The sequence below is a fragment of the Luteimonas sp. TWI662 genome (assembly GCF_039673825.1).
Classification (GTDB): Bacteria; Pseudomonadota; Gammaproteobacteria; order Xanthomonadales; family Xanthomonadaceae; genus Luteimonas.
The window spans coordinates 69294-95800 of sequence record NZ_JBDJMI010000016.1 but is presented as its reverse complement, the minus strand read 5'-3'; the positions used below and the strand labels follow the sequence as shown (position 1 = coordinate 95800).

The following is a 26507-nucleotide window of genomic DNA, read 5'->3' as shown; positions in this document are numbered from 1 at the left end:
CGGTTTTGGCATTCGTCAACACCTTTCGGTGAATCTTCTTGCCTTCCCTTCGTGCCCCGAACCGAAGTTCGTTTCCGCCGAAGGAGCCGCCCATCTTAGCGCAGCTTCCCGATCTGTCAACTCCCTGTGAAACCCCAGAAGTCCGACCGGTCCCCGCTTCCCTGGCCGACCTCAGCGTCGACGCAGCGTTGCGGGGCGCGCATTGTGCACAAGACCGTCACATTTGCATAGCGTTATTTTCACCGCCGCCACCTTGACCGCCGTCGGCGCTTGTCCAAAGGTGTGGGCTTCTCCTTCGAGGCGACTTGGCCATGCGTGCGATCCGTGTCCTGATGCTGTGTCTGTTCGCGGCGCTGCTGCCTGCATGTGCGAGCGGTACGCCCTGGGTCGAGCTGGCGGGCCACCGGTATCAGGTGGAAATCGCCAGTACCGACGAGGCCCGCGCCCGTGGCCTGATGTTCCGCGATACGCTCGCCGACGGCCACGGCATGCTGTTCGTGCACGAGACCGAGGCGCCGCAGGCCTATTGGATGAAGAACACCCGCATCGCGCTCGACATCCTGTACTTCGATGGCGAGCGCCGCCTGGTCTCCCAGCAACGCGACGTGCCGCCGTGCTCGGCCGGCAACCGCTGCCCTTCGTATCCCAGCAAGGCGCCGGCGCGCTACGTGCTCGAACTCAATGCCGGCGAGGCGCAGCGCATCGGCCTGCGCGATGGCGCAGTGCTGACGCTGTCGCCGGCGATCCATGTGCCTTGAACGATCCGCGGGGCGCAGCCAGACGCCGGAGCAGCCGCCGCTGACCTGGGCGCAGGTCGGCGGGATGGCGCCCGCCGCGTTGCCGCTATTCGAGGCGGCCTTGCTGGTCGCGCGCGACGAGTACCCGGACCTCGACGCGCGCCCGTTCGTGGCCCGGATGCAGGCGCATGCGGCGCATCTGCGGATCGAGGTCGATGCGATCGAGGCCGGCCCCTTGAAGATGCAGGCGATCAACCGGCACCTGTTCGAAGAGGTGGGCTACACCGGCGACCAGGCGACCTACTACGATCCCCGCAACAGCTACCTGAGCGATGTGATCGCGCGTCGGCTCGGCAATCCGATCTCGCTGGCGATCGTGCAGTGCGAGGTCGCGCGCCGGCTCGGCGTCCCGCTGACGGGCATCTCGTTTCCCGGCCACTTCCTGGTCCGGCTACCGGTCGGCGACGGCATGCTGATCATGGACCCGTTCAACGGCGGGCGGCCGCTCGACATCGACGAGTTGCGCATGCGTGCGGCGGCGCACCTGGGCGGGGCGGCGCCCGACGACGACGCACTTGCCGCGCTGCTGCGCCCGGCCACGGCACGCGCGACGGTGATGCGGATCCTGCGCAATCTGCATGCGGGCTATCGTGAGGCGGGCGACTGGGCGCGCGCGGCGCGCTGCGCCGACCGCCTGCTGACCCTGCATCCGGGCGTATGCGATGCACTGCGCGACCGCGGGCTCGCCTACCTGGCGCTGGGGCACATGGCGGGCGCGCGCGACGACCTGGCCCGCTACCTGCAGGCGGCGCCCGAGGCCGAGGATGCCGATGCGATCCGTGAGCGGTTGGTCGAGGCCGGCCTGCATCGCCATCGCGCGCACTGACCCGCCGCGAGCGCGCGCCCGGCCGAGCGACGTGGACTCAGAGCACCATCATCTCGAAGTCGTCCTTGGTCACGCCGCAGTCGGGACAGGTCCAGGTCTCGGGCACATCTTCCCAGCGCGTGCCCGGCGCGATGCCCTCCTCGGGCAGGCCCGCCGCCTCGTCGTAGAGGAAACCGCAGACCACACACATCCACGTGCGGTAGGCGGTCTGCGTCGAAGTGTCGTTCATCGGATAATGGCGGCTGCAGCGGTGTCGGTCCGGAGCCGCATTGTCCCATCGCGTCCCGTGGACCGGAACCCATGCCGATGAACGCTTCCCCGATCGAGCCGCCGCGCGGGCTGTACCTCCTTACACCTGATGAGATCGACACCGCACGGCTGCTGGCGCGGGTCGCCAGCGTGCTGCCGCATGCGACCTGGCTGCAGTACCGCAACAAGCGCGCCGACGCAGCGCTGCGACGGGCGCAGGCCAGCGCATTGCTGGGGCTGTGCCGGGCCACCGGCGTGCCGTTGCTGGTGAACGACGACTGGCGGCTGGCGGCCGAACTCGGCGCCGACGGCGCACATCTGGGCGAGGACGATGGCGCGCTCGTCGAGGCGCGGGCGGCGCTGGGTGCGCAGGCGATCCTCGGCGCGTCCTGCTACGACGACGGCGCACTCGCTGTGCGCGCGGTCGAGTCCGGCGCCAGCTACGTCGCCTTCGGCAGCTTCTATCCCTCGCCCACCAAGCCGGCGGCGCGGCGCGCACGTCCCGCACTGCTGCGCGAGGCGGCCGCGCTGGGTGTGCCGCGGGTGGCGATCGGCGGCATCACCCCGGACAATGCACGCACGCTCGTCGCGGCCGGCGCGGATCTGGTCGCCGTCGTCAGCGGCGTCTTCGATGCGCCGCACCCCGCCGGCGCCGCGCGCGCCTACCGCGCCTGCTTCGGGCTCTGAGCCCGCCCCTCTTTTCTGGAGTCGTCATGGATACCGCCCGTTCGCAAGCTCTGTTCGCCCGCGCCCGCACGCTGCTGCCCGGCGGCGTCAATTCGCCGGTGCGCGCGTTCAAGTCGGTCGGCGGCGAACCGTTCTTCGTGCAGCGCGCCGACGGCCCGTACCTGTTCGACGTCGACGACAATCGCTACATCGACTACGTCGGCTCCTGGGGCCCGATGATCGTCGGCCACAACCACCCCGAGGTGCGGCAGGCAGTCAAGCGCGCGATCGGCGATGGACTGTCGTTCGGCGCGCCGTGCCCCGCCGAGGTGACGATGGCCGAGCGCATCACCGCGCTGGTGCCCTCGTGCGAGATGGTGCGCATGGTCAATTCGGGCACCGAGGCCACGCTGTCGGCGATCCGCCTGGCGCGCGGCGCGACCGGTCGCAGCTGCATCGTGAAGTTCGAAGGCTGCTACCACGGCCACGGCGATTCGTTCCTGGTCAAGGCCGGCAGTGGCGCGCTGACCTTCGGCGTGCCGACCTCGCCGGGCGTGCCCAAGGCGCTGGCCGATCTCACGCTGACCCTGCCCTACAACGACTTCGACGCCGCCACCGAGTTGTTCGCGCGCGCCGGCGACCAGATCGCCGGGCTGATCATCGAACCGGTGGTCGGCAACGCCAACTGCCTGCCGCCGCGCGAGGGCTACCTGCAGCATCTGCGCGCGTTGTGCACGCAGCACGGTGCGCTGCTGATCTTCGACGAGGTGATGACCGGCTTCCGCGTCGCGCTCGGCGGCGCGCAGGCGCGCTACGGGGTGACGCCGGACCTGAGCACGTTCGGCAAGATCATCGGCGGCGGCATGCCGGTGGGTGCCTATGGCGGCCGGCGCGCATTGATGGAACAGATCGCACCGGCCGGCCCGATCTATCAGGCCGGCACCCTGAGCGGCAATCCGGTGGCGATGGCGGCCGGGTTGGCGATGCTCGACCTGATTTCCGAGCCGGGCTTCCACGATGCGCTCGAGGCCGCGACGCACACGCTCTGCGACGGCCTGGAAGCGGCGGCGCGCGAAGCCGGCGTGCCGTTCACGACCACCCGCGTCGGCGCGATGTTCGGGCTGTTCTTCACCGACCAGCCGAGTGTGGACACCTATGCGCAGGCCGTCGCCTGCGACACGGCGGCCTTCAACCGGTTCTTCCAAGCGATGCTCGAACGCGGCGTGTTCCTCGCGCCGTCGGCGTTCGAGGCCGGGTTCCTGTCCTCGGCGCACAATGCCGATGTGATCGGCGCGACCCTCGAAGCCGCTCGCAGCGCATTCCCGATCGTCGGGGCGTCATGAAGCCGGCGGGCGGCCCGGCGCAGACGTCCGATCCGCAGGCCAGCGTGTTCGAACGCGACTTCCTGCCCGGCAGCCCGACGGGGGTTCGCAACCTCTGCTATCGGTTGCTGTTCCACCACGACACGCCCGCCGAACGCAACTTCGATCTCGCCCTGATCGCGACGATCGTGACCAGCGTCGTCGTCGTTCTGCTCGACAGCGAACCGTCGATCAAGGCGCGCTGGCACCAGGCGTTGCTGGTCGCGGAATGGGTGTTCACCGTCCTGTTCACGATCGAGTACTGCCTCCGCCTGTGGGCCGTCCGGCGTCCGTTGCGTTACGCCACGAGCTTTTTCGGCGTCATCGACCTGCTGGCGATCCTGCCCAGCTATCTGTCGCTGCTGGTCGCCGGCAGCCAGTACCTGCTGGTGATTCGGGTCCTGCGGCTGTTGCGCATCTTCCGCGTCCTCAAACTGGTGCAGTACTCGTCCGAGGCTGGGGTGCTGATCGGCGCCCTGGTGCGCAGTCGGCGCAAGATCGCGGTCTTCGTGTGCACGGTGGTGACGATCGTGGTCATCTTCGGCGCGCTGATGTACGTCATCGAAGGCCCGGCGCACGGCTTCACGTCGATCCCGACCGGCATGTACTGGGCGGTCGTGACGATGGGCACCGTCGGCTTCGGCGACATCTCCCCGGGCACGCCGTTCGGCCGTTTCATCACTTCGATCCTGATCCTGATCGGCTACAGCATCATCGCCGTGCCGACCGGCATCTACACCGCCGAACTCGCCAGCACCCTGCGTCCGAAGCGGCGCCACGTCCGCTGCGACGGGTGTGCGCTGACCGACCACGAACAGGGTGCGCTGTATTGCCGGCATTGCGGCCACAGCCTGCCCGCGGACGACGCTTCGCATTGAGCGCGCGGCCCCGACCGGCGCTGGTGCTGTTCGACTTCGACGGCGTGCTTGCGCACTACACGCATGCGACACGCTTGGCCGCGCTGGCACGCGCCGCAGGCTGCTCGGCAGCCCGGGTCGACGCGGCGCTGTTGGATTCGGGTCTGGAGCGGGCCTACGACAGTGGCGCGATCGACACCGCGACCTATCTGCAGCGGCTGGGCGCGGCACTGGGCGGCAGCATCGACGCCAAGACGTGGATCGACGCACGCGTGAGCGCCAGCCGCGTGGATCCCGCGGTCCTGGCGCTTGTGACGTTGGTCGCACAGCGCGTGCCGATCGGCGTGCTCAGCAACAACGGCGCGCTGATGGCCGAGGCGATGCGCCGCATCGTCGCGCCACTGTTCCCGGCGCTCGACGGCCGTGTGCTGTGCAGCGGCGCGCTACAGGCGCGCAAGCCCGAGCGCGCGATCTTCGAGCGGGCGCTCGCGCACTTCGGCGTCGAGGCCCGGCACGCGCTGTTCGTCGACGATCTGTTCGCCAACGTGCGCGGTGCACGCGCCGCCGGGCTGCAGGCCGACACCGTGCACGACGCGCGCTCGCTGCGGCGGGTGCTGCGGCGGCATGGGCTGCCCTAGACAGCCCATACGATGCGATCGGCGCAGCATGCGCCGCCACCCATCACCCCGCCGCGAGATGATCGGCCAGCGCGGCGCGCAGGCGCGCCAGGCCTTCGGCGATGTCGGCGTCGGTGATATTGAGCGCCGGCACGAAGCGCAGCACGTCGGGCCCGGCCTGCAGCAGCAGCAGGCCGTGGTGCGCGGCGCGGTCGAGGATCGCGGCGGCCTGTCCGGCGTGCTCGGGGCGCAGCACGGCGCCGAGCATCAAGCCGCGGCCACGGACCTCGGAGAACAGACCGAACTCGGCATCGAGCGCGGCCAGACCATCGCGCAGCGCGCGCGACTGGCGCGCCACGTTCTCGGCGATCTGCTTGGATGCGAGCTTGCGCAGCGCGACGCGCGCGACTGCGGCGGCCAGTGGGTTGCCACCGAACGTGGTGCCGTGGTCGCCGAACTGCATGGCATCGCTGACCTTCGGCCCGGCCAACAGCGCGCCGATCGGAAAGCCGCCGCCGAGCGCCTTGGCCAGGGTGACGATGTCGGGCGTCGCGCCGTCCTGCTGGAATGCGAACAGCGTGCCGGTGCGTCCCATGCCGCACTGGATCTCGTCGAGCACCAGCAAGGCGTCGTGGCGATCGCACAGCGCGCGCACGGCCGCCAGGTAACCATCGGCAGCGGGCATCACCCCGCCCTCGCCCTGCACCGGCTCGAGCATCACCGCGGCGACGTCGCCACCGGCCATGGCCGCTTCGAGCTGTGCGATGTCGTTGAAGTCCACGTAGCGGAAGCCGCCGGGCAGCGGCTCGTAGCCGGCCTGGTACTTGGGCTGCGCGGTCGCGGTGACCGTGGCCAGGGTGCGACCGTGGAAGCTGCCGCGGCAGGTGACGATCACGCGGCGATCGGGGCTGCGGCCCTGCGCCGCAGCCCACTTGCGCACCAGCTTGATCGCCGCCTCGTTGGCCTCGGCCCCGGAGTTGCACAGGAATGTGCGCGTGGCGAAGCCGCTGGCCTCGACCAGTTCGGCCGCCAGCTGCAGCGGCGGTGCGCTGTAGAACACGTTGCTGGTGTGCCACAGCTTGCCGGCCTGCTCGACCAGTGCTTTGAGGAGGTCGGGATCGTTGTGACCGAGGCCGCACACGGCGATCCCCGCCGACAGGTCCACGTACTCGCGACCGGCGTCGTCCCACAGGCGTGCGCCCTGGCCGCGTTCGAGCACGAGCGCGCGCGGCCGGTACACCGGCAGGACATAACGGGCCAGGGACAGCGGGGCGTCGGTCGCGGTGCTCATGCCGGGGAAATCGCTCGGGGAGTGGAATCGCGCATTCTCGCGCATTCGGGCGCCGACCGGACCGCCGATTCGCGGAATCCACGGGCCGAAGGCGCGTGGACGCGCTTACAGGAACAGGTCGGGCAGCAAGGGCTGGCTCGGATCGAGCGCGTAGTGCGAAAAGTCCTCGACCCCCGCCTCGCGCAGCACCTCGTCGTCGATCAGGAATTGGCCGTGGAAGCCGGCAGCGCGCCGTACCAGGATCGCGTGCGCCGCATCGCCCATGATCGCCGGGCTGCGGCCGTTGCCGCGCTCGACGCCGGGAATCATGTTCAAGGCATCGGTGCCGATCAGAGTGCGCGGCCACAACGCATTGACCGCGACCCCCTGCGGGCCGAACTCGGCCGCCAGGCCCAGCGTGACGAAGCTCATGCCCATCTTGGCCAGCGTGTAGCCGGTGTGCGGCGCCCACCACTTGGGATCGAGCGACGGCGGCGGGCACAGGGTCAGGATGTGCGGTTCGGGGGCGGCAAGCAGATGCGGCAGGCAGGCCTGCGCGCACAGGAAGCTGCCGCGGGCGTTGACCTGCTGCATCAGGTCGAAGCGCTTCATCGGCGTGTCGAGGGTGCCGCGCAGCCAGATCGCGCTGGCGTTGTTGACCAAGATGTCGATCCCGCCGAAGGCGTCGACGGTGGCGGCGACTGCGGCCCGCACTTGGTCCTCGTCGCGAATGTCGCACTTGAGTGCCAGGGCCTGGCCGCCCGCCGCGTTCACCGCGTCGGCCGCGCTGTGGATGGTACCCGGCAGCCTGGGGTTGGGCACCGACGACTTCGCGGCGATCGCGACGTTGGCGCCATCGCGCGCAGCGCGCAGGGCGATCGCCAGACCGATGCCGCGCGAGGCACCGGTGATGAAGAGCGTCTTGCCGGCCAGTGTGGACATGCCAAGTCCCGTCGATGGAGTGGTCGGACGCATTATGCGCGCGCGGCGCTGGCCGCGTTCAGGCGGCGGCGCGATACTGACCGGCCCTTCCGACCCGGGTCCTGTCGATGCGCCGTGCCGCTCTCGCCCTGTTCGCCCTGTCGCTGGCCGCCTGCGGCGGCGCGACGCCTGATGCCGCCGACGGCCCTGCATCGGCCGCACGCCCTGCTGCGCAGCCGGCCTCGGAGGCCGCATCGATGCAGGCGCCCACGGAGCCGGACACGGTCGCAGACGGCGACGATCTGGTGGTGGGGCCGGCGTCGGTCTGGCAGGGCGACCTGTCGGCCTGCCGCACCGGTACGGCAACGATCGACGACTGCATGCTGTCGACCATGCGCGCCGGCGGAGCCTCGCCCGAGGCGCTGGCCGCGACCACCCGCCTGATCGCACTCGGCGACCCTGGCCATGTCAGCGGCTGGCGCTCGATCGACGGTGTGGGCCATGCACAGATCACCTATCCGTTCCGCGCCAACACCAACGAGGGTTTGTGGCTGGTCGATGCCGACGGCCACGCGGTGGATGTGGACGAGGATGTGCTGCCGGACGGCGCGGGGCGCTCGCATCCCGACCTCGGTGCATTCTTCGAGGCGCATCCCGATGCGGTGCCGTTCGCGCCGGCCAAGGCCGCAGGCAGCCAAGCCCTGGCCGACGGCGGCCTGCGCCTGCGTTTCGAGATCCCGATGCGCAGCTGCCATGCCTGCGAGGACCTCGGCACGCTGGCGCTGGGCTACGACTTCGACGCCGACCGCCGGTACATCGGACGTCACCTCTTGGCATTGCGCGGGGCCGACTGACGGTTCTGACGGCCCACGCTCAGCTGTAGGCGCGCACCTGGCGCTGGAGCAGGTGCGGCACGATCAGCCGATGGATCGGTGCGACGGGCTGCATGTACAGATGCCCGAACGCATTGTGGACGTGCACGACCGTGGCCACTTCGAGCATGGCCTCGTCATGCCATTGCACCGCCAACTGGACGCGTAGATGCCGGTCGTCGTCTTCGAGCACGATCGCCGCGTCGCACAGCGCCTGCAGGGTGAAGATGCCGAGGCGCTCGCCCGGCCGCGGCGTGTCGCTCGCCTGCACCGCGCGCAGCGCGCCCAGGTCCTTCATGCCCAACAGCCGCAGGCTGCGATTGCGCACCGCCATCAGGCCATCGAACCAGCCCGGAACGGCGGCGGCGAGGTCGCGATAGGCCTGCAATGCCGTACGGCCGCCACGCATGGTCTGGACCCGGCTGGCATGGCGGAAATCGGCGCCGGGCAACTGCGCGTACAGCGCACTGCGCGCGTCGGGCACACCGGACACCACGCACGGCGTCAAGGCTTGGGGCCTTGGCCTTCGTTGTCTTCCCACTTCAACAGCTTGCGGGTGACCACGCGATAGACCGGCTTGCCGGTGCGGAACCACAGATCGCGCACCCAGGAGCGCCGCCGCAGCAGGCGCTGCTCGACCGGGGTGAGCGCGGCGCGGCAATAGGTGCGCTTGTGTTTGAGCAGGTGACGCAGGTCCTCGCGCGCGAGCAGCCGCATCCAGCGCGAACGCGGCGCGCCGACGACGGCGAGCTGGAAGTCGATGATCGCCGGCCGGCCATCGTCGAGCACCAGCCAGTTCGCCTCCTTGGCCAGGTCGTTGTGCGCCAGGCCGCGCCGATGCAGCGCCTGCAACTGGCGCCGCGCGTGGCGGAAATAGGCCAGATCGCCGTGCGGCGGACGCTGGTACATCGCCGCACCGGCCATGTAGCTGCGGTCGAGCCGCCGCCCGTCCCAGCGCAGCAGCTGGGGCACGTCGGCCATGCCGCGCACGCGGGCCAGCCCGCGCGCCTCGCGGCGCGCCAGCCACCAGGCCGGCAGCCGCAGCCACAGCGGCACGTGGCGCAGGTCCCGGCGCACGAACAGGCCGCCGTCGGCACCGCGCATCAGCGCGATGCGGCCGAAGCTGTCGGACTTGAGCGCGCGTACCTCGGTGGCGGAGTCGACGGGCGATGACATGGCCGCATTGTACGGATCGGGCCGGGGGTTAACGTCGGCCGACGCAGGGGTGGGGACAAGGCGGGCCGAGCGCGATGCCCTGCCATAATGGCGCGATGCTCAGCGACTTCTTCAACAGCCTCATCGGGTGGGTCGGCGACCACCCGGTCGCGGCCGGCATCGTGATCTTCCTGATCGCCTTCTGCGACTCGGTCATCGTGCTCGGCGCCATCGTGCCGGCGCTGCCCCTGCTGTTCGCGATCGGCGTGCTGATCGGCCTGGGCGAGATCTCCGGCCCGTATGCGGTCGCCTGCGCCGCGCTCGGCGCACTGGCCGGCGACGGGCTGAGCTACTGGGTCGGCCGCCGCTGGGGCCACGGGCTGCGGACGGTGTGGCCGTTCCACAAGTTTCCGCAGCTGCTCGATCGCGGCGAGACCCTGTTCCGCCGCAACGCCATCAAGAGCATCCTGATCGCGCGCTACGTCGGCGCCATCCGGCCGTTCGTGCCCGCGATCGCCGGCATCGCGAAGATGCCGTTGCGGCGCTACCTGCCGGTCAGCGGCGTGGCCTGCCTGTCGTGGGGCGCGCTGTTCCTGGCGCCGGGCTGGCTGTTCGGCGCATCCTATGATGCGGTCGCCGCGGTCGCCGACCGGCTGGCGATCGTGCTCGGTGCGCTGGTCGCGGTGCTGGCGCTGGCCTGGGCGATCGTGCTCTACACCTATCGCTGGTTCGACGCGCACGCCAACAGCCTGCTCGCGCGCTTGCTCGGCTGGACGCGTCACCATCCACGGCTGGGTCGCTACGCAGCGGCGCTGGTCGATCCGCGGCGCCCGGAATCGGCTTCGCTGGCGATCCTGGCGGTCTGCCTGCTGGCGATCGGCTGGGCCTGGTTCGCCTTGCTCGCAACGGTGATCATGCGCGGCGAGCCGCTGCTGCTCGACCAGACCGTGTTCCAGTTCATGTACGAACTGCGCAACCCGCTGGCGGACCGGCTGATGGCCGGCCTGGCCTCGATCGGCGATGTGCATGTGCTCGGTCCGGCGGTCGCATTGACGCTCGGCTGGTTGATCTGGCGGCGCCGCTGGCTGGGCGCGGCGCATTGGCTGGCGGCGCTGGCCTTCGGCATGGCGCTGACCGCGCTGCTGGGCGCGGTGATCGACATGCCCAGGCCGCCGACCGCGCACGGTGGCTTCGGCTTCCCGGCGGTCGAGATCACGATGGCGACGATCGTCTTCGGCTTCTTTGCGGTGCTGATCGCACGCGAGCTGCCCGGTCGCTCGCGGGTCTGGCCGTACCTGGTGTCGGGCGCGGTGGTCGCGGTGCTGGGCTTTGCGCGGCTGTACCTGGGCGCGCACTGGCTCAGCGACATCGTCGGCGGCATGTTGCTGGGCATCGTCTGGCTGCTGGTGCTGGGCATCGCCTATCGCCGCCATGTGGACCGCTCGTTCTGGATGCGGCCGGTGGCGACGATCTTCTATGTCACCTTCGCGCTGGCCGCGCTGTGGCATGCGCCGCGCGCGGTCGATCCGTTGCTGGCGCGTTTCGTCGCATCCCCCCCGGCGTGGACCATGACGGTCGGGGACTGGTGGGCACGCGACTGGGCGCAGTTGCCCGGCCAGTTGCGCGAGCGCGACCCGGCCCATCGCTGGCCGCTGGACCTGCAGGTCGCCGGCCCGCTGTCGCCGCTGCAGGCCCGGCTCCAGGCGCAGGGCTGGGAGGTTCAGCCGCAGGCCGACTGGATGCAGGTGCTCAATCTGCTCGACGACGATGTGCCATCTGCCAACAAGCCGGTGCTGCCGGCCACGCTCGATACCAATGCCGAATCGCTGTTGATGCGTCGGGTGACCGACGAATCCCGGATCGAGGTCCTGCGGCTGTGGCGCGCCCCGGTGCAGCTCGACGATGCGCAGCCGCTGTGGCTGGGCACCAGCCAGTCGATGCTGCTGACCCGACCGCTCGGCCTATTCAGCCTATGGCAGCCGCAGCCCGATGCGCACGGCGTGCATCTGGGCTTGCGCGACGTGCTGACGGGGTTCGAATGGCGCGAGGACGTGCATCCGCAATCGGGCGTACCGACCTTGCGGCTGCGCATCGCCGGCGACGGCTCAGTCGTCGACCAGCCGCAGTAGGCTCTCCAGGCGCACGTCCGGATCGTCCTGCTGCAGCAGCTGCTGGCGCTGGGAGGCGGCCAGCGGCAGCAGTTCGGCCAACCGCCAACCGACCCACGCCGCATCGTCGAACCTGGGTTCGGGGAACGCGCGGTCGGCGCCGTCGATGCGTTCGAGGATCTTGCGCAGCACCACGCCCAGCAGGGCGTGCTCGGGCTGCAGGTCGATCGCCGGATCGGGTGCGCACCAGTCGACATCGGCAACCACCAGCCCGTTGTCGCGGACGCGGGTACGCTCGACGCGAAAGCGTCGTGCGCCGCGCACACGCAGCCGCAGCAAGCCATCGGCGCCGGTGTCGAAATCCTCGATCAACGCTTCGGTGCCGACGCCGGCCGGCGTTGCCGGCCCGCCGACCTCGCCGCCCTCGAGGATCAGGCAGATCCCGAAGCTGCTGCCCCGACGACCGCATTCGCGGAGCATGTCGAGATAGCGCGACTCGAACACGCGCAGCGCCAGCGACGCGCCGGGCAGCAGCACGGCGTCGAGCGGAAACAGCGGCAGCGAAGCGGATGTCGTCATACCGGCCATCGTAGTGGCTGCACGCCGGGATCGTCATCCCACACACACCGACCCCGGATGCGAAGCGCCACACGCCGACACGTTTTGGCGCCGGCGTGCGGGCAGCCTCGCTCGCCGATCAGAAGCTGTACTTGATGTGCGTGTGCACGCGCTGCAGATCGCCTTCCAGGCCGTTCTCCAGACGACGATCGGCCCAGCTCAATTCGCCGCCGACGTCGAGGTTGCGCGCAGGCGAATAGATCATGTTCACGCGCAACGACTGCGCACGCTCGGTGACGCTGCCGCCGGTCAACAGCGGGTCGTTGTCGAGCGAGGCGAGCGAGTAGATGACATTGCCGCGCAACTTGGGCGAGAACGCGTGCCGCCACGCGGCAAAACCGCCGTAGCCGCGTTGGCTGTGCAGGCGGCCGTCGGCGTCGAGCACGGTGTCGCTGCCAAGCGCGAAGCCGAGATACCGGCCGATGCCGTCGCCGCCGCTGACCATGTAGCGGAGATCGTCGTTGGCGCCGAGGTTGAACCGGCCCGAGACGCTGAGCGCCGCGCCCGACGCGCTGGCATCGCCGCTGCGGAAGCGACGCGCCAGGCCGGCGACGGTGAAGTGGCCCCAGTCGCCGCGGGTGATCCAGCGCGCGGTGACGTCGGGCAGCCGGTCGTCACCGCTGTTGAAGCGCGCGGCACGCGACAGGTACGGGGTCACCGTGGTCTGCGGATTCTCCACCGAGACCGACCACGGGCCGCGCGTGTAGCGCAGCTGCGCCTGGCGGTTGAAGACGGTGCCTTCGGACGGCCCGGTGAAGTCGACCGCATCGGGCAGCGCCGCGACATCCTGGAAATTCGACCATGTCTGGCCGGCGAGCCAGCCGTTGTAGCTGACGTAGGCCTGGCGCAGGGTCAGCGCATAGGTGTTGGTGATCACCTCGTTGCCGGCCAGCGCGTTGCTGCCGCCGCCATACATGTCGGCCTCGATGTAGGCCTTGATCGTCTTGCCGGTGTCGGTGACGGTGTCGGCGCCCAGCCAGAAGCGCGAGAACTGTGCGTGCACATCGCTGTAGGTGCTGCTCTGGCCCTGGCCGTCGGCCGCGACGGGGGTCGCGCCGGGGAAGTAGAACAGCCGACCGGGCGAGCCGTCGGCGATCTGCCCGTCGCTGGTGCGCGTGGTCATCGCATCGAACTTGATGAAGCCGCCGAACGAGAACGTGGTGCCGGGCGCTGCGCCGGGCATCATCGGGTTGCGGGCGGGCGCCGCGCTGCCCGCAGCTGCCGCCGCCGGAGCGGTGGCCGCGGTCGCAGTCGTCGGCACCGCCGCGGTCGTGGCCGTCGGCGTCGCGGTGCCGCGATGACTGTCGAGCAGCGCGCGCAGTTCGCGCATCTCGCGCTCCATCTGGCCCAGTCGCGCCTCGACCGCGGCGACGTCGACGTCCTGCGCCGATACCGGCGCAATGCAGGCGGCCGCGACGGCCAGGGCGATCGGCGACAGCCATCGCTTCGCGTTGGATCTGGACATGTGGTTCCCCTCTCCCAAGCAGCGGCCCGCCCCGGGCTGGAGCGGCGACCGAAAGCAGCGGCGCCGGCGCGGCGGCCGGCCCGGCGGCTCAGACGAAGCGCAGGCCCGTCGAGCCGAGTCCGTCGACGCGGACCTGGACGTTGTCGCCCGCCTCGACGGCAACGGCGGCGGTGATCGCACCCGAGAGCACGACACTGCCGGCCGGCAGCGACTGGCCACGGGCGTGCAGCATGTCGACCAGCATCGCGACCGCGAGCGCGGGATTGCCCAGCACCGCGGCGCCAGCGCCGACCTCGACGACCTGGCCGTTCTTCTCCAGCACCACACCCGTGGTCTCCAGGTCGATGCCCTGCGGCGCGGTCGGACGCGAGCCGATCACGTAGCGCGCGGCCGAGGTGTTGTCGGCGATCACGCTGGGCAGGTCGAAGCGGAAGTTCTCGTAGCGCGAGTCGATGACCTCGATCGCCGGCAGCAGGCACAGCGTCGCCGCCATGACCTGTTCGGGCGTGCAGCCCGGCCCCTGCAATGCATCGCGCATCACGAAGGCGATCTCGGCCTCGACCTTGGGATGGATCAGCTTTGCGGCCTCGATCTCGGCGCCGTCGTCGACCGCGTTGTCGCTGCCCAGAAAACCGTAGATCGGCGTCTCGACGCCCATCTGCTGCATCTTGGCGTACGAGGTCAGTCCCATCTTCATGCCGACGCAGCGCACACCGCGCGCCTGCTTGTGCGCGCGCAGCGCATCCTGGATGCGGTAGGCGTCCTCGATCGACAGCTCGGGATGCGCATCGGTGATCTTGACCGTGTCGCGCACGTCGCGCTCGGCGTCGTGCAGCAGGGTCGCCAATTGGGCGACCGTCTCCGGTGACAGGCTCATGCCGTGGCCTCCTCGCGGGCGCCGGCACGGTCGCGCACGCGCACCATGTCGAGCGCGACGTCGACGATCATGTCTTCCTGGCCGCCGACCATGCGCCGCTTGCCCAGCTCGACCAGGATGTCGACCGCGCTGAGGCCGAAGCGCTCGGCCGCGGCTTCCGCGTGGCGCAGGAAGCTCGAATACACGCCGGCATAGCCCAGCGCCAGGGTTTCGCGATCGACGCGCACCGGACGCTCCTGCAGCGGGCGCACGATGTCGTCGGCGGCGTCCATCAGCCTGCGCAGGTCGCAACCGTGCTGCCAGCCCAGCCGCGAGGCCGCGGCGATGAACACTTCGAGCGGGGCATTGCCGGCGCCTGCGCCCATGCCCGCCAGACTGGCGTCGATGCGGTCGCAGCCTTCCTCGACCGCGACGATCGAGTTGGCCACACCGAGCGACAGGTTGTGGTGGGCGTGGATGCCGGTCTGGGTGCGCGCATCGAGCACGTCCTTGAACGCGCGGAAGCGCGCGCGCACATCCTGCATGCCCAGCGCCCCGCCCGAGTCGACGACGTACACGCACGAGGCGCCGTAGCTTTCCATCTTCTTCGCCTCGCCGGCGAGCGCGGCCGGTTCGGCCATGTGGCTCATCATCAAGAAGCCCACCGCATCCATGCCCAGCGCATTGGCCGCCTCGATGTGCTGGCGCGAGACGTCGGCCTCGGTGCAATGGGTGGCCACGCGGACCACGCGGGCGCCGGCGGCGTGGGCGTTCTTCAGGTCGTGGACCGTGCCGATGCCCGGCAGCAGCAGGGTCGCGACCTTCGCGTGCTGCACCGTCTCGGCGACCGCCGCGATCCATTCGACGTCGCTGTGCGCGCCGAAGCCGTAGTTGAACGACGCCCCCTGCAAGCCGTCGCCGTGCGCGACCTCGATCGAATCCACGCCCGCGGCATCGAGCGCGCCGGCGATCCGGCGCACCTGATCCAGCGTGTACTGGTGGCGCACCGCATGCGAGCCGTCGCGCAGGGTGACGTCGGAAATGGTGAGCTTGCGGTCGTTCATCGGGTCGGCTCCGGCTGCGCGGCTGCCAGGCGCGCGGCGATGCGCTCGCCGGTGGCCAGGGCCGCGGAGGTCATGATGTCGAGATTGCCGGCGTAGGCCGGCAGGTAATGCGCGGCGCCCTCGACCTCGAGGAACACTGAGGTCTTCAGGCCCGTCGTCGGGCCGATCCCGGGCACATTGCAGGGCCGCTCGATACGTTCGAACTGCACGGCCTGCTTGAGCCGATAGCCGGGCACGTGGCGCGCCACGTCGGCGACCATCGCCTCGATCGCTGCGGCGATGGTCGCCGTGTCGGCCTCGTCGGACAGCACGTAGACCGTATCGCGCATCAGCAACGGCGGCTCGGCCGGATTGAGCACGATGATCGCCTTGCCCTTGCGCGCCCCGCCCACCGCCTCGATCGCACGCGACGTGGTCTCGGTGAACTCGTCGATGTTGGCGCGCGTGCCCGGCCCTGCGGAGCGGCTGGAGATCGAGGCGACGATCTCGGCGTAGTGCACCGGTGCGACGCTGGCGACGGCCGCAACGATCGGAATCGTCGCCTGTCCCCCGCAGGTGACCATGTTGACGTTCGGCGCGTCGATATGCGCCTCGAGGTTGACGGTCGGCACGCAGTAGGGACCGATCGCGGCGGGCGTGAGGTCGACCACGCGGATGTCCGGGCGCGCCTGGCGCAGCACGGCGTCATTGCGCACATGCGCGCCGGCGGACGTGGCGTCGAACACCACCTGCACGTCGTCGAACAACGGCGAGGCGACCAGCCCCTCGACGCCCGCATCGCAGGTCTGCACGCCCATCGCACGCGCGCGCGCCAGCCCGTCGGAGGCCGGATCGATGCCGACCAGCGGGCCCATGGCCAGGTGCTGGCCGTGGCGCAGGATCTTGATCATCAGATCGGTGCCGATGTTGCCGGGACCGATCACGGCTGCCTTGACGGGCATGGGGACTCCTCGAAACGTGGAAGCGGGCGTGGGGAAGTGCGGACGCGGCGTGCGTCGGTCAGTCGAAATGCAGGTCGAGGGCGCCAAGGCCGCCGACCCGCAGGCGCAGGTGATCGCCGCGCACGACCGGGGTCAGCGGGACCAGGGCGCCGGAGAGCACGGTGTCGCCGGCACGCAGGCCATCGCCCAGGCGCCCGAGCTGGTTGGCCAGCCAGACCACGCAATTGAGCGGTGAACCCAGCGCTGCGGCGCCGGCGCCGGTGGACAGCAGTGCGCCGTTCTTCTCGAGCACCATGCCGCAGGTGCCCAGGTCCAGGGCCTGCGGCGAGACCCGCGTGCGCGAGGTGACGAACGCGGCCGCGGACGCGTTGTCGGCGACCGTATCGAGGATGCCGATCTTCCAGTCGCGGATGCGCGAGTCGACGATCTCGAAGCATGCCGATACCGATTCGGTCGCCAGCAGCACGTCGTGCAGGCCGATCCCGGGCCCGGCCAGGTCGCGCTTGAGATGGAACGCGATCTCGCCCTCGGCACGCGGCGCGATCATCCCGGCCACCGCGACCGCACCACGGTCGGAATGCTCCATGCGATCGGTCAGCACGCCGAAATCGGGCTGGTCGACACCGAGCATGCGCTGCACGGCGACGCTGGTCAGGCCGATCTTGCGACCGACCACGCGTTCGCCCTCGGCGACGCGCCGGGCGATGCCGGCCTGTGCGATCGCGTAAGCGCCGGCCAGGTCCAGGCCATCGACGCGTCCGGTCAGCGGCGCGATCGGCGCGGCGTCGCGCAACGCGGCGTGCAGGGCATCGGCGTGCACGGTCGAATCGACGCTCATGCCGCGCCCCCGGCGGGCGTCGGCGGATCGCTCTTGAGCGTGGTGCCGACAGCGAAGCGGTTGGCCGGCACTTCGGTGACCATCACGCGGATCGAGGCGAGCGGCGCGTCCAGCGTCTCGCTGGCCACGCGCGCGACCTCGCGGATGCAGCGCTCCACGCGGGCGGTGTCCCGGCCTTCGACCAGGGTGATCTGGATGATGGGCATGGTGTCTCCTTGGGGGATGGATCAGGCGAGCTCGCGGCCCTTGGTCTCGGGCAGGAACAGCCAGACGATCAGACCGGCCAGCGCGAAGAACGCCGCGGTCGTCACCAGGCCGCTGCCGACGCCGTAGCGCGTGGAGATGAAGCCGATCAGGAACGGTGCGATCGCCGCGATCGCGCGGCCGCCGTTGTAGACGAAGCCCTGCGCGGTGGCGCGGATCGAGGTCGGGAACAGTTCGGCGAACGTCGGCGCAAAGCCGCTGTAGAAACCGGTGCCGAAGTACGCGACCACGATGCCGAACACCATCAGCATGTCGGGCGAGCGGATCGTCGCGAACACCGGCACCACGACTGCCGAGGCCAGGAAGAACAGCAGGAAGGCCTTCTTGCGGCCAATGCGGTCGGCGAAGTAACCGAAGGTGATGAAGCCGGCGGCCGCACCGACCTGCATGATCACGATCCAGATCGTCGACTTCACCAGGTCCAGCCCCGGGCCGCCGTCGGCCACCGGGGTCGCGAGGTAGGTCGGGATCCAGGTGAACAGGCCCCAGTAGCCGCACATCGCCGCGGTGGTGAAGGCCAGGCCGATCCAGGTGTTGCGGGCGAACGGCCCGCCGAACAACTCGCGCACGGTCTCGCCGAAGCCCAGCCGCCGGGTCTGGTTGCGCCAGATCTCCGGCTCCTCGACATGGCGACGCACATAGAACGCCAGCAGCGCGGGCAGCAGGCCGACCGCGAACACCCAGCGCCAGCCACCGACCGGGATCACCAGCGCGGCGACCACCGCGGCGGCGGCGTAGCCGGCCGCGAACGCGCTCTGCACCCAGGCCATGACCTTGCCGCGATGCTTCGCAGGCCAGGTCTCGCTGACCAGCGCCGAGCCCGCCGACCATTCGCCGCCGACCCCGAGGCCGACGATGATCCGGAACAGCATCAGTTGCCCGAGGGTGTCGGCCAGACCGCACAGGGCGGTGCCGATCGAGTAGCAGATGATGCTGAGCATCATCGAACGTGCCCGGCCCAGCCGGTCGGCGAGGAAGCCGAAGACCAGGCCGCCGGCGGCGGTGGCCATCAACGTCGCCGACATCACCAGGCCGGCCGACGACTTGTCCATGCCCAGGTCGACGATCACGTACTTGATGACCATCGCGAACAGCATGAGATCCATGATGTCGAGCATCCAGCCCAGATAGGCCGAGTTGAACGCGCGCCATTGCTGCTTGCTCGCGCCCTTCCACCAGCGCTCGCCGGTCCCCTGCCCCGCACCTGCTGTGTTCTGCGCCATTGCACGCCCTCCCGAGGCGATTCTTGAGGGGGGTGTGCCCCCGGCCGTTTGTATCGTTGCTCGATACCCAGGTATCACTATACGATAAGTCTCGACTGAAGAGTCAAGACCGTATTTTTGTATCGATCACCGAAACAAGGAACTGCCATGTCCAGCCTGATGCTGCGCCTGTTCGAAGACGAACTGCCTGCCCACTGCCCGCCGGTTTATCTGCCGTCCGCCCCGCGCGCGCTGTACCTGGCGCAGGGCGAGGCCACGGTGGAGGACGCCGTGTCGGGCACGTTGCTTTTGCAGGGGGCGGCGTGGGTCGGCGACGACGCGCTGACGCTCAACACCGGTGCCGCGCCGGTCCGCATCTGGCGCTGGGAACTGTCGACCGCCTCGGTCGCGCCGGGCCTGCCCTCGGCGCCGGCCACCCGCACGGTGCTCAAGCTCGAAGCGCCTGTTGAACTCGACCCCGGGTTCGACTGGCTGATGCGCTGCGACGAGGTGGGCTTCCCGCCTGGCGGGGTCGCGCTGACCCATGTGCACCAGGGCCCGGGCATCCGGATCTGCGCCGAGGGCGAAATCGGGATCGAGACTCAGGGCCGGGCGCAGCGCCACGGCCCTGGCCAGGCGTGGTTCGAGCTGGGCCCCGCCCCGGTGCTGGCACCGACCACCGAGCGCGAACCCACGCGCTTCGTGCGCTGCTTCCTGCTGCCGCGCCAGCTCAAGGGCCGCAGCTCGATCCGCTACGTACGCCAGGAAGACGCCGACGCACCCAAGGTGCAGACCTATCGGGTTTTCGCGGAGCGATACATCCGTCTACCTCAGTGACATCGCCTCGGGGTACCCTGATGGGCGCGGCCTTGCCGCGTTCATCGGCTTCACCGCACAGGACGATCCCCATGGCCCAGGCCGGCCCCGCCTCCGACGACGCCGCGGACGCGTCGCTTCCCACCGCCATCGTGTCGCTGCAGGTCATCGACGCGCTGTCCAACGCGCCCCAGGGGCTGGGGGTCACCCAGCTGTCGCAACAGTTGGGCATGCCCAAGGCGCGCGCGCACCGCCACCTGCGTGCGCTGCGCGATCACGGCTATCTGCTCCAGGATCCGGTCACCAACCAGTACCGGGTCGGCTGGAAGCTCTACCTGCTGGGCAAAGCCTGCGTCGGCCGCTTCGACCTGACCACGCTGGCGCGGCCGGCGCTTGAGCGCCTGCGCGACGCCGTCGGCCAGACGATCGTCATCGCCTCCTATGCCGAGCAGGAGGTGGCGGTCATCGACGTGGTGCGCGGCACCTCGCCGCTGGAGATCAGCCTGCGGCCGGGCAGCCGTTTTCCGCACCACGCCAGCGCGCAGGGCAAACTGGTGCTGGCCTACGGGCCGGCCGCGCTGCGCGAGCAGTATCTGGCGCAGCCGCTCGAACCTGAGACGCCGCGCACGATCACCACGCATGCGCGCCTGCGCGGCGAACTCGACCGGGTCCGCGACTGCGGCTGGGCCGACGCGCCCGAGGAGCTGTTCACCGGCATCAATGCGCTCGCCGCGCCGCTGCTGCAGGCCGGCGGTGCGCTGTTTGGCACCTTGGCGATCGTCGGCTCGATCCATTACCTGCCGGCCACGGCCGACCCGGCGCACGTCGAGGCCTTGCGCCGGACGGCGGCCGAGCTATCGACGATGATGGGTTACGTCGGCGACTGATCGGCCTGGAGCCCGGCGAGAAAACGCCGCGGCGCGCCGTCGAAACCGCCGTTGGACATGAACACCACGTGGTCGCCCTCGCGCGCCAGCGCCGCGAGCGCGTCCAGCAGCGCGTCGGCATCGGGCACCGTGCGCGCCTGCCCACGCACCGCCTCGACCACGCGCTGCGCGTCCCAGGCCAGTTCCGGCCGATGCAGGAACACCACCGCATCGGCGGCCTCGAGTGACGGCGCCAGGGCCTGCGAATGCGCGCCCAGGCGCATCGAATTGCTGCGCGGCTCCATCGCCACGACGATCCGCGCCTCCCCGACCTTCGCCCGCAGCCCGGCCAGGGTGGTGGAGATCGCGGTGGGATGGTGCGCGAAGTCGTCGTAGACAGTGATGCCGCGCGCGCGACCGAGCAGCTCGAGCCGGCGCTTGACGCTGCGAAAGCGCGCGAGCGCCGGCATCACATCCGCCGGATCGACGCCGACCGCCGCGCAGGCCGCCAGTGCGGCCAGCGCATTGAGCACGTTGTGGTCGCCGAGCAGCGGCCAGTCGACCGTGCCCACGTCCATGCCGCGGCGGCGGACCCGGAACGCGCTGCCGTCGGCAGCGATGCGTTCGGCGCTCCAGTCGAACGCGGGGTCGAAGCCGAAGCGCTCGACCGGCGTCCAGCAGCCCATCGCCAGCACCTCGCCCAGGCGCGCGTCATGGCCATTGACGATCAGCCGTCCGCGGCCGGGCACGGTGCGCACCAGGTGGTGGAATTGACGCTGGATCGCGGCGACATCGGGGAAGATGTCGGCGTGATCGAACTCGAGGTTGTTGAGGATCGCCACCGTCGGGCGGTAGTGCACGAACTTGCTGCGCTTGTCGAAGAACGCGGTGTCGTACTCGTCGGCCTCCACGACGAACAGCGGTCGCGCGGGGGCAGCCGACGGCGCCGCGTCGTCCCCTGCCTGTGAGGACGGTGGGTGCGCCGCGCCGGACGGGGCATCGGCAGGTCCGCCCAACCGCGCGGAGACGCCGAAGTCCTCGGCGACGCCGCCGATCAGAAAGCCGGGCGCGCGGCCGGCCGCCTCGAGCAGAAAGGCCAGGATCGTCGTCGTCGTGGTCTTGCCGTGCGTGCCGGCGACCGCCAGCACCTCGCGCCCGGGCAGCACTTGCTCGCTGAGCCACTGCGCGCCCGAGGTGTAGGCGCGGCCGGCGTCGAGCACCGCCTCGACCGCGGGGTTGCCGCGCGAGAGCGCGTTGCCGATCACCACCTGGTCGACGTCGGCGCCGATGTGCGCGGGGTCGTAGCCCTGGCGCAGCGCGATGCCCAGTTGTTCGAGCTGGGTCGACATCGGCGGATAGACCGCCTGGTCGCTGCCCTCGACCGCGTGGCCGAGTTCGCGCGCGAGCGCGGCGACGCCGCCCATGAAGGTGCCGGCGATGCCGAGGATGTGGAGTTTCACGGGCTGGAAGTCCTGGACGGGGCCCTGCGCCGGGCGGCTGCGGCGCGCGCGGACGACCGACGGCCGCGCCGGGAGGAAGACGGGCACCGCATTCGCGCCGCCACCGGACCCGGCGGCGCGACGGGCGCGGCTCAGGCTGCGGCGTCAGCCTTGCCGATCGCCGCGACGATGCGCCCGAACACCTCATCGAGCGGACCGACGCCATCGACCACCGTCAGCTGGCCGTGGTCGCGGTAGAAGCCGATCACCGGCGCGGTCTGCTGGTCGTAGACGTTCAGGCGGTGGCGAACCGACTCGGGGCTGTCATCGGCACGCCCTTCCGCCTTCGCCCGTCCGGCGAGCCGCTCGACGATCTGCTCGTTGTCGACCTCCAGCTGCACCGCGGCATCGAAGGTCTGGCCCAGCTTGGCCAGCAGCGTATCGAGCGCGGCGGCCTGGGCAAGGTTGCGCGGATAGCCATCGAGGATGAAGCCGGCACGGGTGTCTTCGCGCGACAGGCGATCTTCGAGCATGCCCAGCAGGATCTCGTCGGAGACCAGGTCGCCGCGGTCCATTACCGCCTTGGCCTGGCGGCCCAGCGGCGTGCCGGCGGCGACTTCGGCGCGCAGCAGATCGCCGGTGGAGATGTGCGGCACCTGCAGGTGTTCCTTCAGTCGTGCGGCCTGCGTGCCTTTGCCCGAACCGGGCGCTCCGAGAAGAACCAAACGCATCGAACGCTCCTGCAAGTGTGGGGAGCCCTCCGGTCCTGCAGCTACACTCGGGCAGGGCGGCGAACGGCCGCACCAGCTTAACGTATCCCGCCACGACCCGAATCGACGAGGCCCCGCGATGCCCTCCGGAACCCTGCTCTACGCCCAGTCGGGCGGCGTGACCGCCGTCATCAACGCCACCGCCTCGGCGGTCCTGCAGGAGGCGCGTGCGCAAGGCATCCGCGTGCTGGCCGCGCGCAACGGCATCCTCGGCGCGCTGCGCGAGGACCTGGTCGACGCCTCGCGGCTGCCGATCGCCGCGGTCCGCGCGCTGGCGCACACCCCCGGCGGCGCCTTCGGCTCGTGCCGCCACAAGCTCGGCACGCTCGAGGCCGATCGCGCGCGCTACGAGCGCCTGCTCGATGTGCTGCGCGCCCACGATGTGCGCTGGTTCCTCTACAACGGCGGCAACGACTCGGCCGACACCGCGCTCAAGGTCTCCAAGCTGGCCCGGGCGTTCGATTACCCGCTGACCTGCATCGGCGTGCCCAAGACGGTCGACAACGACCTGGCGGTCACCGACTGCTGCCCGGGCTTCGGCTCGGCGGCCAAGTACACCGCGGTGTCGGTGCGCGAGGCCGCCCTCGACGTCGCCGCGATGGCCGATACCTCGACCAAGGTCTTCGTCTACGAGGCCATGGGCCGCCATGCCGGCTGGCTCGCCGCGGCCGCGGGCCTGGCCGGCCAGGACCGGGACGAGGCGCCGCAGCTGATCCTGTTCCCCGAACGCGCGTTCGACGAGGCCGACTTCCTGGCCAACGTGCGCCGCGTGGTCGAGCGCGTGGGCTGGTGCGTCGTGGTCGCCAGCGAAGGCATCCGCACCGCAGACGGCCGCTTCGTCAGCGACGCCGGCGGCGGTCGCGACGCGTTCGGCCATGCCCAACTCGGCGGCGTCGCCGCGCACCTGGCCGGCCGGGTCAAGGACGCGCTGGGCCTGAAGGTGCACTGGGCGCTGCCCGACTACCTGCAGCGCTCGGCCCGGCACCTGGCCTCCAGGACCGACGTCGAGCACGCGATGGCGGTCGGTCGCGAGGCGGTGCGCTTCGCCCTCGCCGGTCGCAACGCGACCATGCCGGTGATCCGACGCACCTCCGACGCGCCGTACCGCTGGAAAATCGAGGCCGCGCCGCTGGAGAAGGTCGCCAACCATGAGAAGACCATGCCCGCCGGCTTCATCCGCCGCGACGGCTACGGCATCACCGCCGCCGCCCGCCGCTATCTCGAGCCCCTGGTGCGCGGCGAGGCACCGCCGCCCTACGGGCGCGATGGCCTGCCGAAGTACGTGACGCCGCCACTGACCGCCGTGCCCCGCACGCTGGCCGACTGGGACGGCTGAACGGCACGACCGAACCATCGCCGGCTTCACCATAAGGCCTTCGAGGGCAGCGCTATATTGAGTGCCGCCCGATCGCCCGTGTAGGCCCCCCGATGACGTCCGATGCCGGTGTCCGACGCGATCTCCAGCATCTGCGCGAACTGCTCGACCACAACTCGGACTGGGCCTGGGAGGTCGATGCGCAGGGCCGCTACACCTACTGCTCGCGCATGGTCACCGCCCTGCTCGGCCATCCGCCCGAGGCGATGCTCGGGCGCACCCCGTTCGACTTCATGCCGCCAGCCGAGGCCGTCCGCGTGGGCGAGACGTTCGCGGCCATTGTCGCCGAGCGCCGCGCGTTCTCGGGGCTGGTCAATCGCAACCTGCATGCCGACGGCCGCATCGTGGTGCTGGAGACCAGCGGCGTGCCGCTGTTCGACAGCGCCGGCGCACTGCGCGGCTACCGCGGCATCGACCGCGACATCTCCGAACTCGGCGAGCGGGTGCTGCAGCTCGAGGCGGTCTACGACCATGCCGCCGTGCCGATGAGCACGGTGGATGCCACCGGCACTCTGGTCATGGGCAACCGGGCGATGGCCGCGCTGTGCGGCCACGACGGCCCGGTCGCGGGCCTGCGTCTGGTCGACCTGCTGCCCGACGCGGCGCAGTGGCTCGACGCCGACCTGGCCCGGGCGCGCGACGGCCAGCCGCTGCCGACCCACGAATTCGCCTGGCGCTCTCGCTGGCTGTACGCCGCGCCGCACGCGCTGCACGATGCACTCGGCCGCGTAGCGGGGTTGTCGATCGCCTGGATGGACATCACCGCCCGCCGCCAGGCCGAGCAGTTGCTCACCCAGGCCAACCGCCGGCTCGAGGGCTATGCACGCCAGGACTACGTCACCGGCCTGTACAACCGCCGCGACCTCGACGAGCGGCTGGCGCTGGAGATCGGCCGGGCGCGGCGCGATGGCAGCGCGCTGTCGCTGTGCATGGCGGATGTGGACTACTTCAAGGCCTACAACGACGGAGTGGGCCACCTGGCCGGAGACGACTGTCTGCGCATGATCGCCGGCGCGCTGCGCCGGGCCGTGTCGCGGCCCGGGGATGCGGTAAGCCGCTACGGCGGCGAGGAGTTTGTCGTGGTGCTGGCCGGCACCGACGAGGCCGGCGCGGCGCATGTGGCCGAACGCGTGCGCTCGCGCGTGGAAGCGCTGGATCTGGCGCATCCCGCCAGCCCACTGGGCCGGGTGACGGTCAGCATCGGCGTGGTCACCTGCCGCCCGCAGCGCGAGCCGCTCGCCGAAGACGACGCCGCTGCGGTCGCCGCGCTGCTGCGCCTGGCCGACCACGCGCTGTATGCCGCCAAGCATGCCGGCCGCAACCGCGTGGCCACCGAACCCCTGCCGACCACGCTGCCGGTGTAGGCGGCGCTGCGCGGGCGCCAGGGCACGCATTCACGCCCCGGCCATTGAATCGCGGCATCGACCCCCGATCTTGATCCGCTCCGCCTTCATCGGCACCGCCCGGCCCCGCGCTCGATGCCCGAACTGCCCGAAGTCGAAACCACTCGCGCCGGCCTGGCGCCGCATGTCGAAGGCCGTCGGATCGTGACGGTCCACATGCGCCGGCAGGACCTGCGCTGGCCGATCCCGCCGGAGGTCGCCGCGCAGTTGCCGGGCCAGCGCATCGACGGCATCCGCCGCCGCGCCAAGTACCTGCTGCTCGACACCGCGGCCGGCAGTGCATTGCTGCACCTGGGCATGTCGGGCAGCCTGCGCGTGCTCACGCCCGATGTGCCGCTGCTTGCGCACGACCATGTCGACATCGCACTGGATTCCGGGCGCGTGCTGCGTTTGCACGATCCTCGTCGATTCGGCTGCCTGCTGTGGCAGCCGCCGGGCCAGACCCACGCGCTACTGCAGGGCCTGGGACCCGAACCACTTGGCGAGGCCTTCGACGGCGACCATCTGTTCCATGCCAGCCGCGGCCGGCGCGCGCCGGTCAAGGCGCTGCTGATGGACCAGCGCATCGTCGTGGGAGTCGGCAACATCTACGCCGCCGAGGCGCTGTTCGCGGCCGGCATTTCGCCGCTGCGCGAGGCCGGCAAGATCTCGCGCGCCCGCTATGCACGCCTGGCCGACGAGATCCGCCGCATCCTCGCTTACGCGATCCAGCGCGGCGGCACCACGCTGCGCGATTTCGTCACGCCAGGCGGCGCACCGGGGTACTTCGAACAGGAGCTGTTGGCGTATGGCCGAGGCGGCGAGCCCTGTCCGCGCTGCGGCGCCGCGATGCGCCAGGCATTGATCGCCCAACGTACGACCGTATGGTGCCCGCGCTGCCAGCGCTGAGCC

28 protein-coding genes are annotated in these 26507 nt (G+C 70.6%); 13 read left to right on the top strand and 15 right to left on the bottom strand.

From position 1 onward, the window contains the following. Positions 1-311 precede the first annotated feature (311 nt). Complete coding sequence (locus tag ABE488_RS12350) at positions 312-758, top strand: DUF192 domain-containing protein (protein WP_346448604.1); 447 nt, start codon at positions 312-314, stop codon at positions 756-758. 64 nt (positions 759-822) lie between these two features. Further along, positions 823-1623, top strand: a complete 801-nt coding sequence (locus tag ABE488_RS12345) for a tetratricopeptide repeat protein (protein WP_346441883.1) — start codon at positions 823-825, stop codon at positions 1621-1623. A gap of 37 nt (positions 1624-1660) precedes the next feature. On the opposite strand, the gene ABE488_RS12340 is transcribed toward ABE488_RS12345, so the two are convergent. After that, positions 1661-1852 (bottom strand): rubredoxin, encoded by a 192-nt coding sequence (locus ABE488_RS12340; RefSeq protein ID WP_346441787.1) that lies wholly within the window; start codon positions 1850-1852, stop codon positions 1661-1663. A 77-nt stretch (positions 1853-1929) separates the two neighbouring features. Between ABE488_RS12340 and thiE the strand changes: the two genes are divergently transcribed. From thiE to ABE488_RS12320, 4 genes are read left to right on the top strand one after another with little or no spacing between them, the layout of a single operon-like run. Then, entirely contained in the window at positions 1930-2559 is a 630-nt protein-coding gene (thiE, locus tag ABE488_RS12335; protein ID WP_346441788.1) for a thiamine phosphate synthase, read from the top strand. Positions 2560-2585: 26 nt separating this feature from the next. Further along, entirely contained in the window at positions 2586-3881 is a 1296-nt protein-coding gene (gene hemL, locus ABE488_RS12330) for a glutamate-1-semialdehyde 2,1-aminomutase (protein WP_346441789.1), read from the top strand. Further along, on the top strand, positions 3878-4777 hold the full coding sequence (locus tag ABE488_RS12325; RefSeq protein ID WP_346448603.1) for an ion transporter: 900 nt from the start codon (positions 3878-3880) through the stop codon (positions 4775-4777). Before hemL ends, ABE488_RS12325 begins: the two co-directional genes overlap by 4 nt. Continuing rightward, on the top strand, positions 4774-5394 hold the full coding sequence (locus tag ABE488_RS12320) for an HAD-IA family hydrolase (protein WP_346441792.1): 621 nt from the start codon (positions 4774-4776) through the stop codon (positions 5392-5394). Before ABE488_RS12325 ends, ABE488_RS12320 begins: the two co-directional genes overlap by 4 nt. Before the next feature lie 43 nt (positions 5395-5437). On the opposite strand, the gene ABE488_RS12315 is transcribed toward ABE488_RS12320, so the two are convergent. Both ABE488_RS12315 and ABE488_RS12310 read right to left on the bottom strand, forming a co-directional pair. Beyond that, complete coding sequence (locus ABE488_RS12315) at positions 5438-6664, bottom strand: acetylornithine transaminase (protein ID WP_346441793.1); 1227 nt, start codon at positions 6662-6664, stop codon at positions 5438-5440. Positions 6665-6769: 105 nt separating this feature from the next. Then, complete coding sequence (locus ABE488_RS12310) at positions 6770-7585, bottom strand: NAD(P)-dependent oxidoreductase (protein WP_346441794.1); 816 nt, start codon at positions 7583-7585, stop codon at positions 6770-6772. A gap of 107 nt (positions 7586-7692) precedes the next feature. Here ABE488_RS12310 and ABE488_RS12305 point away from each other — a divergent pair, with 107 nt between their 5' ends. After that, on the top strand, positions 7693-8418 hold the full coding sequence (locus tag ABE488_RS12305; RefSeq protein ID WP_346441795.1) for a hypothetical protein: 726 nt from the start codon (positions 7693-7695) through the stop codon (positions 8416-8418). A gap of 19 nt (positions 8419-8437) precedes the next feature. Here the strand turns inward: ABE488_RS12305 and ABE488_RS12300 are convergent, their stop codons facing one another. Together ABE488_RS12300 and ABE488_RS12295 are read right to left on the bottom strand one after the other, a co-directional pair. Beyond that, positions 8438-8944 carry a DUF2867 domain-containing protein gene (locus tag ABE488_RS12300; RefSeq protein ID WP_346441796.1) on the bottom strand — a complete coding sequence of 169 codons (507 nt, stop codon included), beginning with the start codon at positions 8942-8944 and terminating at the stop codon, positions 8438-8440. After that, on the bottom strand, positions 8941-9612 hold the full coding sequence (locus tag ABE488_RS12295) for a serine/threonine protein kinase (protein ID WP_346441797.1): 672 nt from the start codon (positions 9610-9612) through the stop codon (positions 8941-8943). The genes ABE488_RS12300 and ABE488_RS12295 overlap by 4 nt, the downstream gene beginning before the upstream one ends. Positions 9613-9707: 95 nt before the next feature. Between ABE488_RS12295 and ABE488_RS12290 the strand changes: the two genes are divergently transcribed. Beyond that, positions 9708-11720 carry a bifunctional DedA family/phosphatase PAP2 family protein gene (locus ABE488_RS12290; RefSeq protein ID WP_346441798.1) on the top strand — a complete coding sequence of 671 codons (2013 nt, stop codon included), beginning with the start codon at positions 9708-9710 and terminating at the stop codon, positions 11718-11720. Here ABE488_RS12290 and ABE488_RS12285 read toward each other — a convergent pair. From ABE488_RS12285 to ABE488_RS12250, 8 genes are all read right to left on the bottom strand, one after another. Then, positions 11697-12287, bottom strand: a complete 591-nt coding sequence (locus tag ABE488_RS12285; protein ID WP_346441799.1) for an LON peptidase substrate-binding domain-containing protein — start codon at positions 12285-12287, stop codon at positions 11697-11699. The two genes, ABE488_RS12290 and ABE488_RS12285, sit on opposite strands and share 24 nt — an antisense overlap. A gap of 109 nt (positions 12288-12396) precedes the next feature. Continuing rightward, on the bottom strand, positions 12397-13782 hold the full coding sequence (locus tag ABE488_RS12280) for a DcaP family trimeric outer membrane transporter (RefSeq protein ID WP_346441800.1): 1386 nt from the start codon (positions 13780-13782) through the stop codon (positions 12397-12399). 88 nt (positions 13783-13870) lie between these two features. After that, a complete protein-coding gene (dmpH, locus tag ABE488_RS12275; protein WP_337243295.1) occupies positions 13871-14659 on the bottom strand; it encodes a 2-oxo-3-hexenedioate decarboxylase in 789 nt (262 codons plus the stop codon). Further along, positions 14656-15702 carry a 4-hydroxy-2-oxovalerate aldolase gene (gene dmpG, locus ABE488_RS12270; RefSeq protein ID WP_346441801.1) on the bottom strand — a complete coding sequence of 349 codons (1047 nt, stop codon included), beginning with the start codon at positions 15700-15702 and terminating at the stop codon, positions 14656-14658. The genes dmpH and dmpG overlap by 4 nt, the downstream gene beginning before the upstream one ends. Continuing rightward, positions 15699-16643: an acetaldehyde dehydrogenase (acetylating) gene (locus ABE488_RS12265; RefSeq protein ID WP_346441802.1), complete on the bottom strand. Its 945-nt coding sequence runs from the start codon at positions 16641-16643 to the stop codon at positions 15699-15701. The genes dmpG and ABE488_RS12265 overlap by 4 nt, the downstream gene beginning before the upstream one ends. Before the next feature lie 58 nt (positions 16644-16701). Beyond that, positions 16702-17481, bottom strand: coding sequence for a fumarylacetoacetate hydrolase family protein (locus ABE488_RS12260; protein ID WP_346441803.1), 780 nt, complete (start codon positions 17479-17481; stop codon positions 16702-16704). After that, entirely contained in the window at positions 17478-17687 is a 210-nt protein-coding gene (locus tag ABE488_RS12255; RefSeq protein ID WP_337243299.1) for a tautomerase family protein, read from the bottom strand. The genes ABE488_RS12260 and ABE488_RS12255 overlap by 4 nt, the downstream gene beginning before the upstream one ends. A 21-nt stretch (positions 17688-17708) precedes the next feature. Next, positions 17709-18968, bottom strand: a complete 1260-nt coding sequence (locus ABE488_RS12250; RefSeq protein ID WP_346441804.1) for an MFS transporter — start codon at positions 18966-18968, stop codon at positions 17709-17711. A gap of 147 nt (positions 18969-19115) precedes the next feature. Between ABE488_RS12250 and ABE488_RS12245 the strand changes: the two genes are divergently transcribed. Beyond that, positions 19116-19784: a hypothetical protein gene (locus ABE488_RS12245; protein ID WP_346441805.1), complete on the top strand. Its 669-nt coding sequence runs from the start codon at positions 19116-19118 to the stop codon at positions 19782-19784. A 71-nt stretch (positions 19785-19855) separates the two neighbouring features. Further along, positions 19856-20650, top strand: coding sequence for an IclR family transcriptional regulator (locus ABE488_RS12240; protein ID WP_346441806.1), 795 nt, complete (start codon positions 19856-19858; stop codon positions 20648-20650). Here ABE488_RS12240 and mpl read toward each other — a convergent pair. Next, positions 20635-22089 (bottom strand): UDP-N-acetylmuramate:L-alanyl-gamma-D-glutamyl-meso-diaminopimelate ligase, encoded by a 1455-nt coding sequence (mpl, locus tag ABE488_RS12235; protein ID WP_346441807.1) that lies wholly within the window; start codon positions 22087-22089, stop codon positions 20635-20637. The two genes, ABE488_RS12240 and mpl, sit on opposite strands and share 16 nt — an antisense overlap. Positions 22090-22220: 131 nt before the next feature. Further along, entirely contained in the window at positions 22221-22799 is a 579-nt protein-coding gene (locus tag ABE488_RS12230) for an adenylate kinase (RefSeq protein WP_346441808.1), read from the bottom strand. Between the two features lie 118 nt (positions 22800-22917). On the opposite strand from ABE488_RS12230, the gene ABE488_RS12225 reads away from it, so the two are divergent. The 3 genes from ABE488_RS12225 to mutM all read left to right on the top strand — a co-directional run bounded on the left by ABE488_RS12225 (position 22918) and on the right by mutM (position 26504). Beyond that, on the top strand, positions 22918-24174 hold the full coding sequence (locus ABE488_RS12225; protein ID WP_346441809.1) for a 6-phosphofructokinase: 1257 nt from the start codon (positions 22918-22920) through the stop codon (positions 24172-24174). A 92-nt stretch (positions 24175-24266) separates the two neighbouring features. Further along, positions 24267-25577: a diguanylate cyclase gene (locus ABE488_RS12220; protein ID WP_346441810.1), complete on the top strand. Its 1311-nt coding sequence runs from the start codon at positions 24267-24269 to the stop codon at positions 25575-25577. Positions 25578-25691: 114 nt separating this feature from the next. Beyond that, positions 25692-26504 (top strand): bifunctional DNA-formamidopyrimidine glycosylase/DNA-(apurinic or apyrimidinic site) lyase, encoded by an 813-nt coding sequence (gene mutM / locus ABE488_RS12215; RefSeq protein WP_346441811.1) that lies wholly within the window; start codon positions 25692-25694, stop codon positions 26502-26504. Positions 26505-26507: the final 3 nt, after the last annotated feature.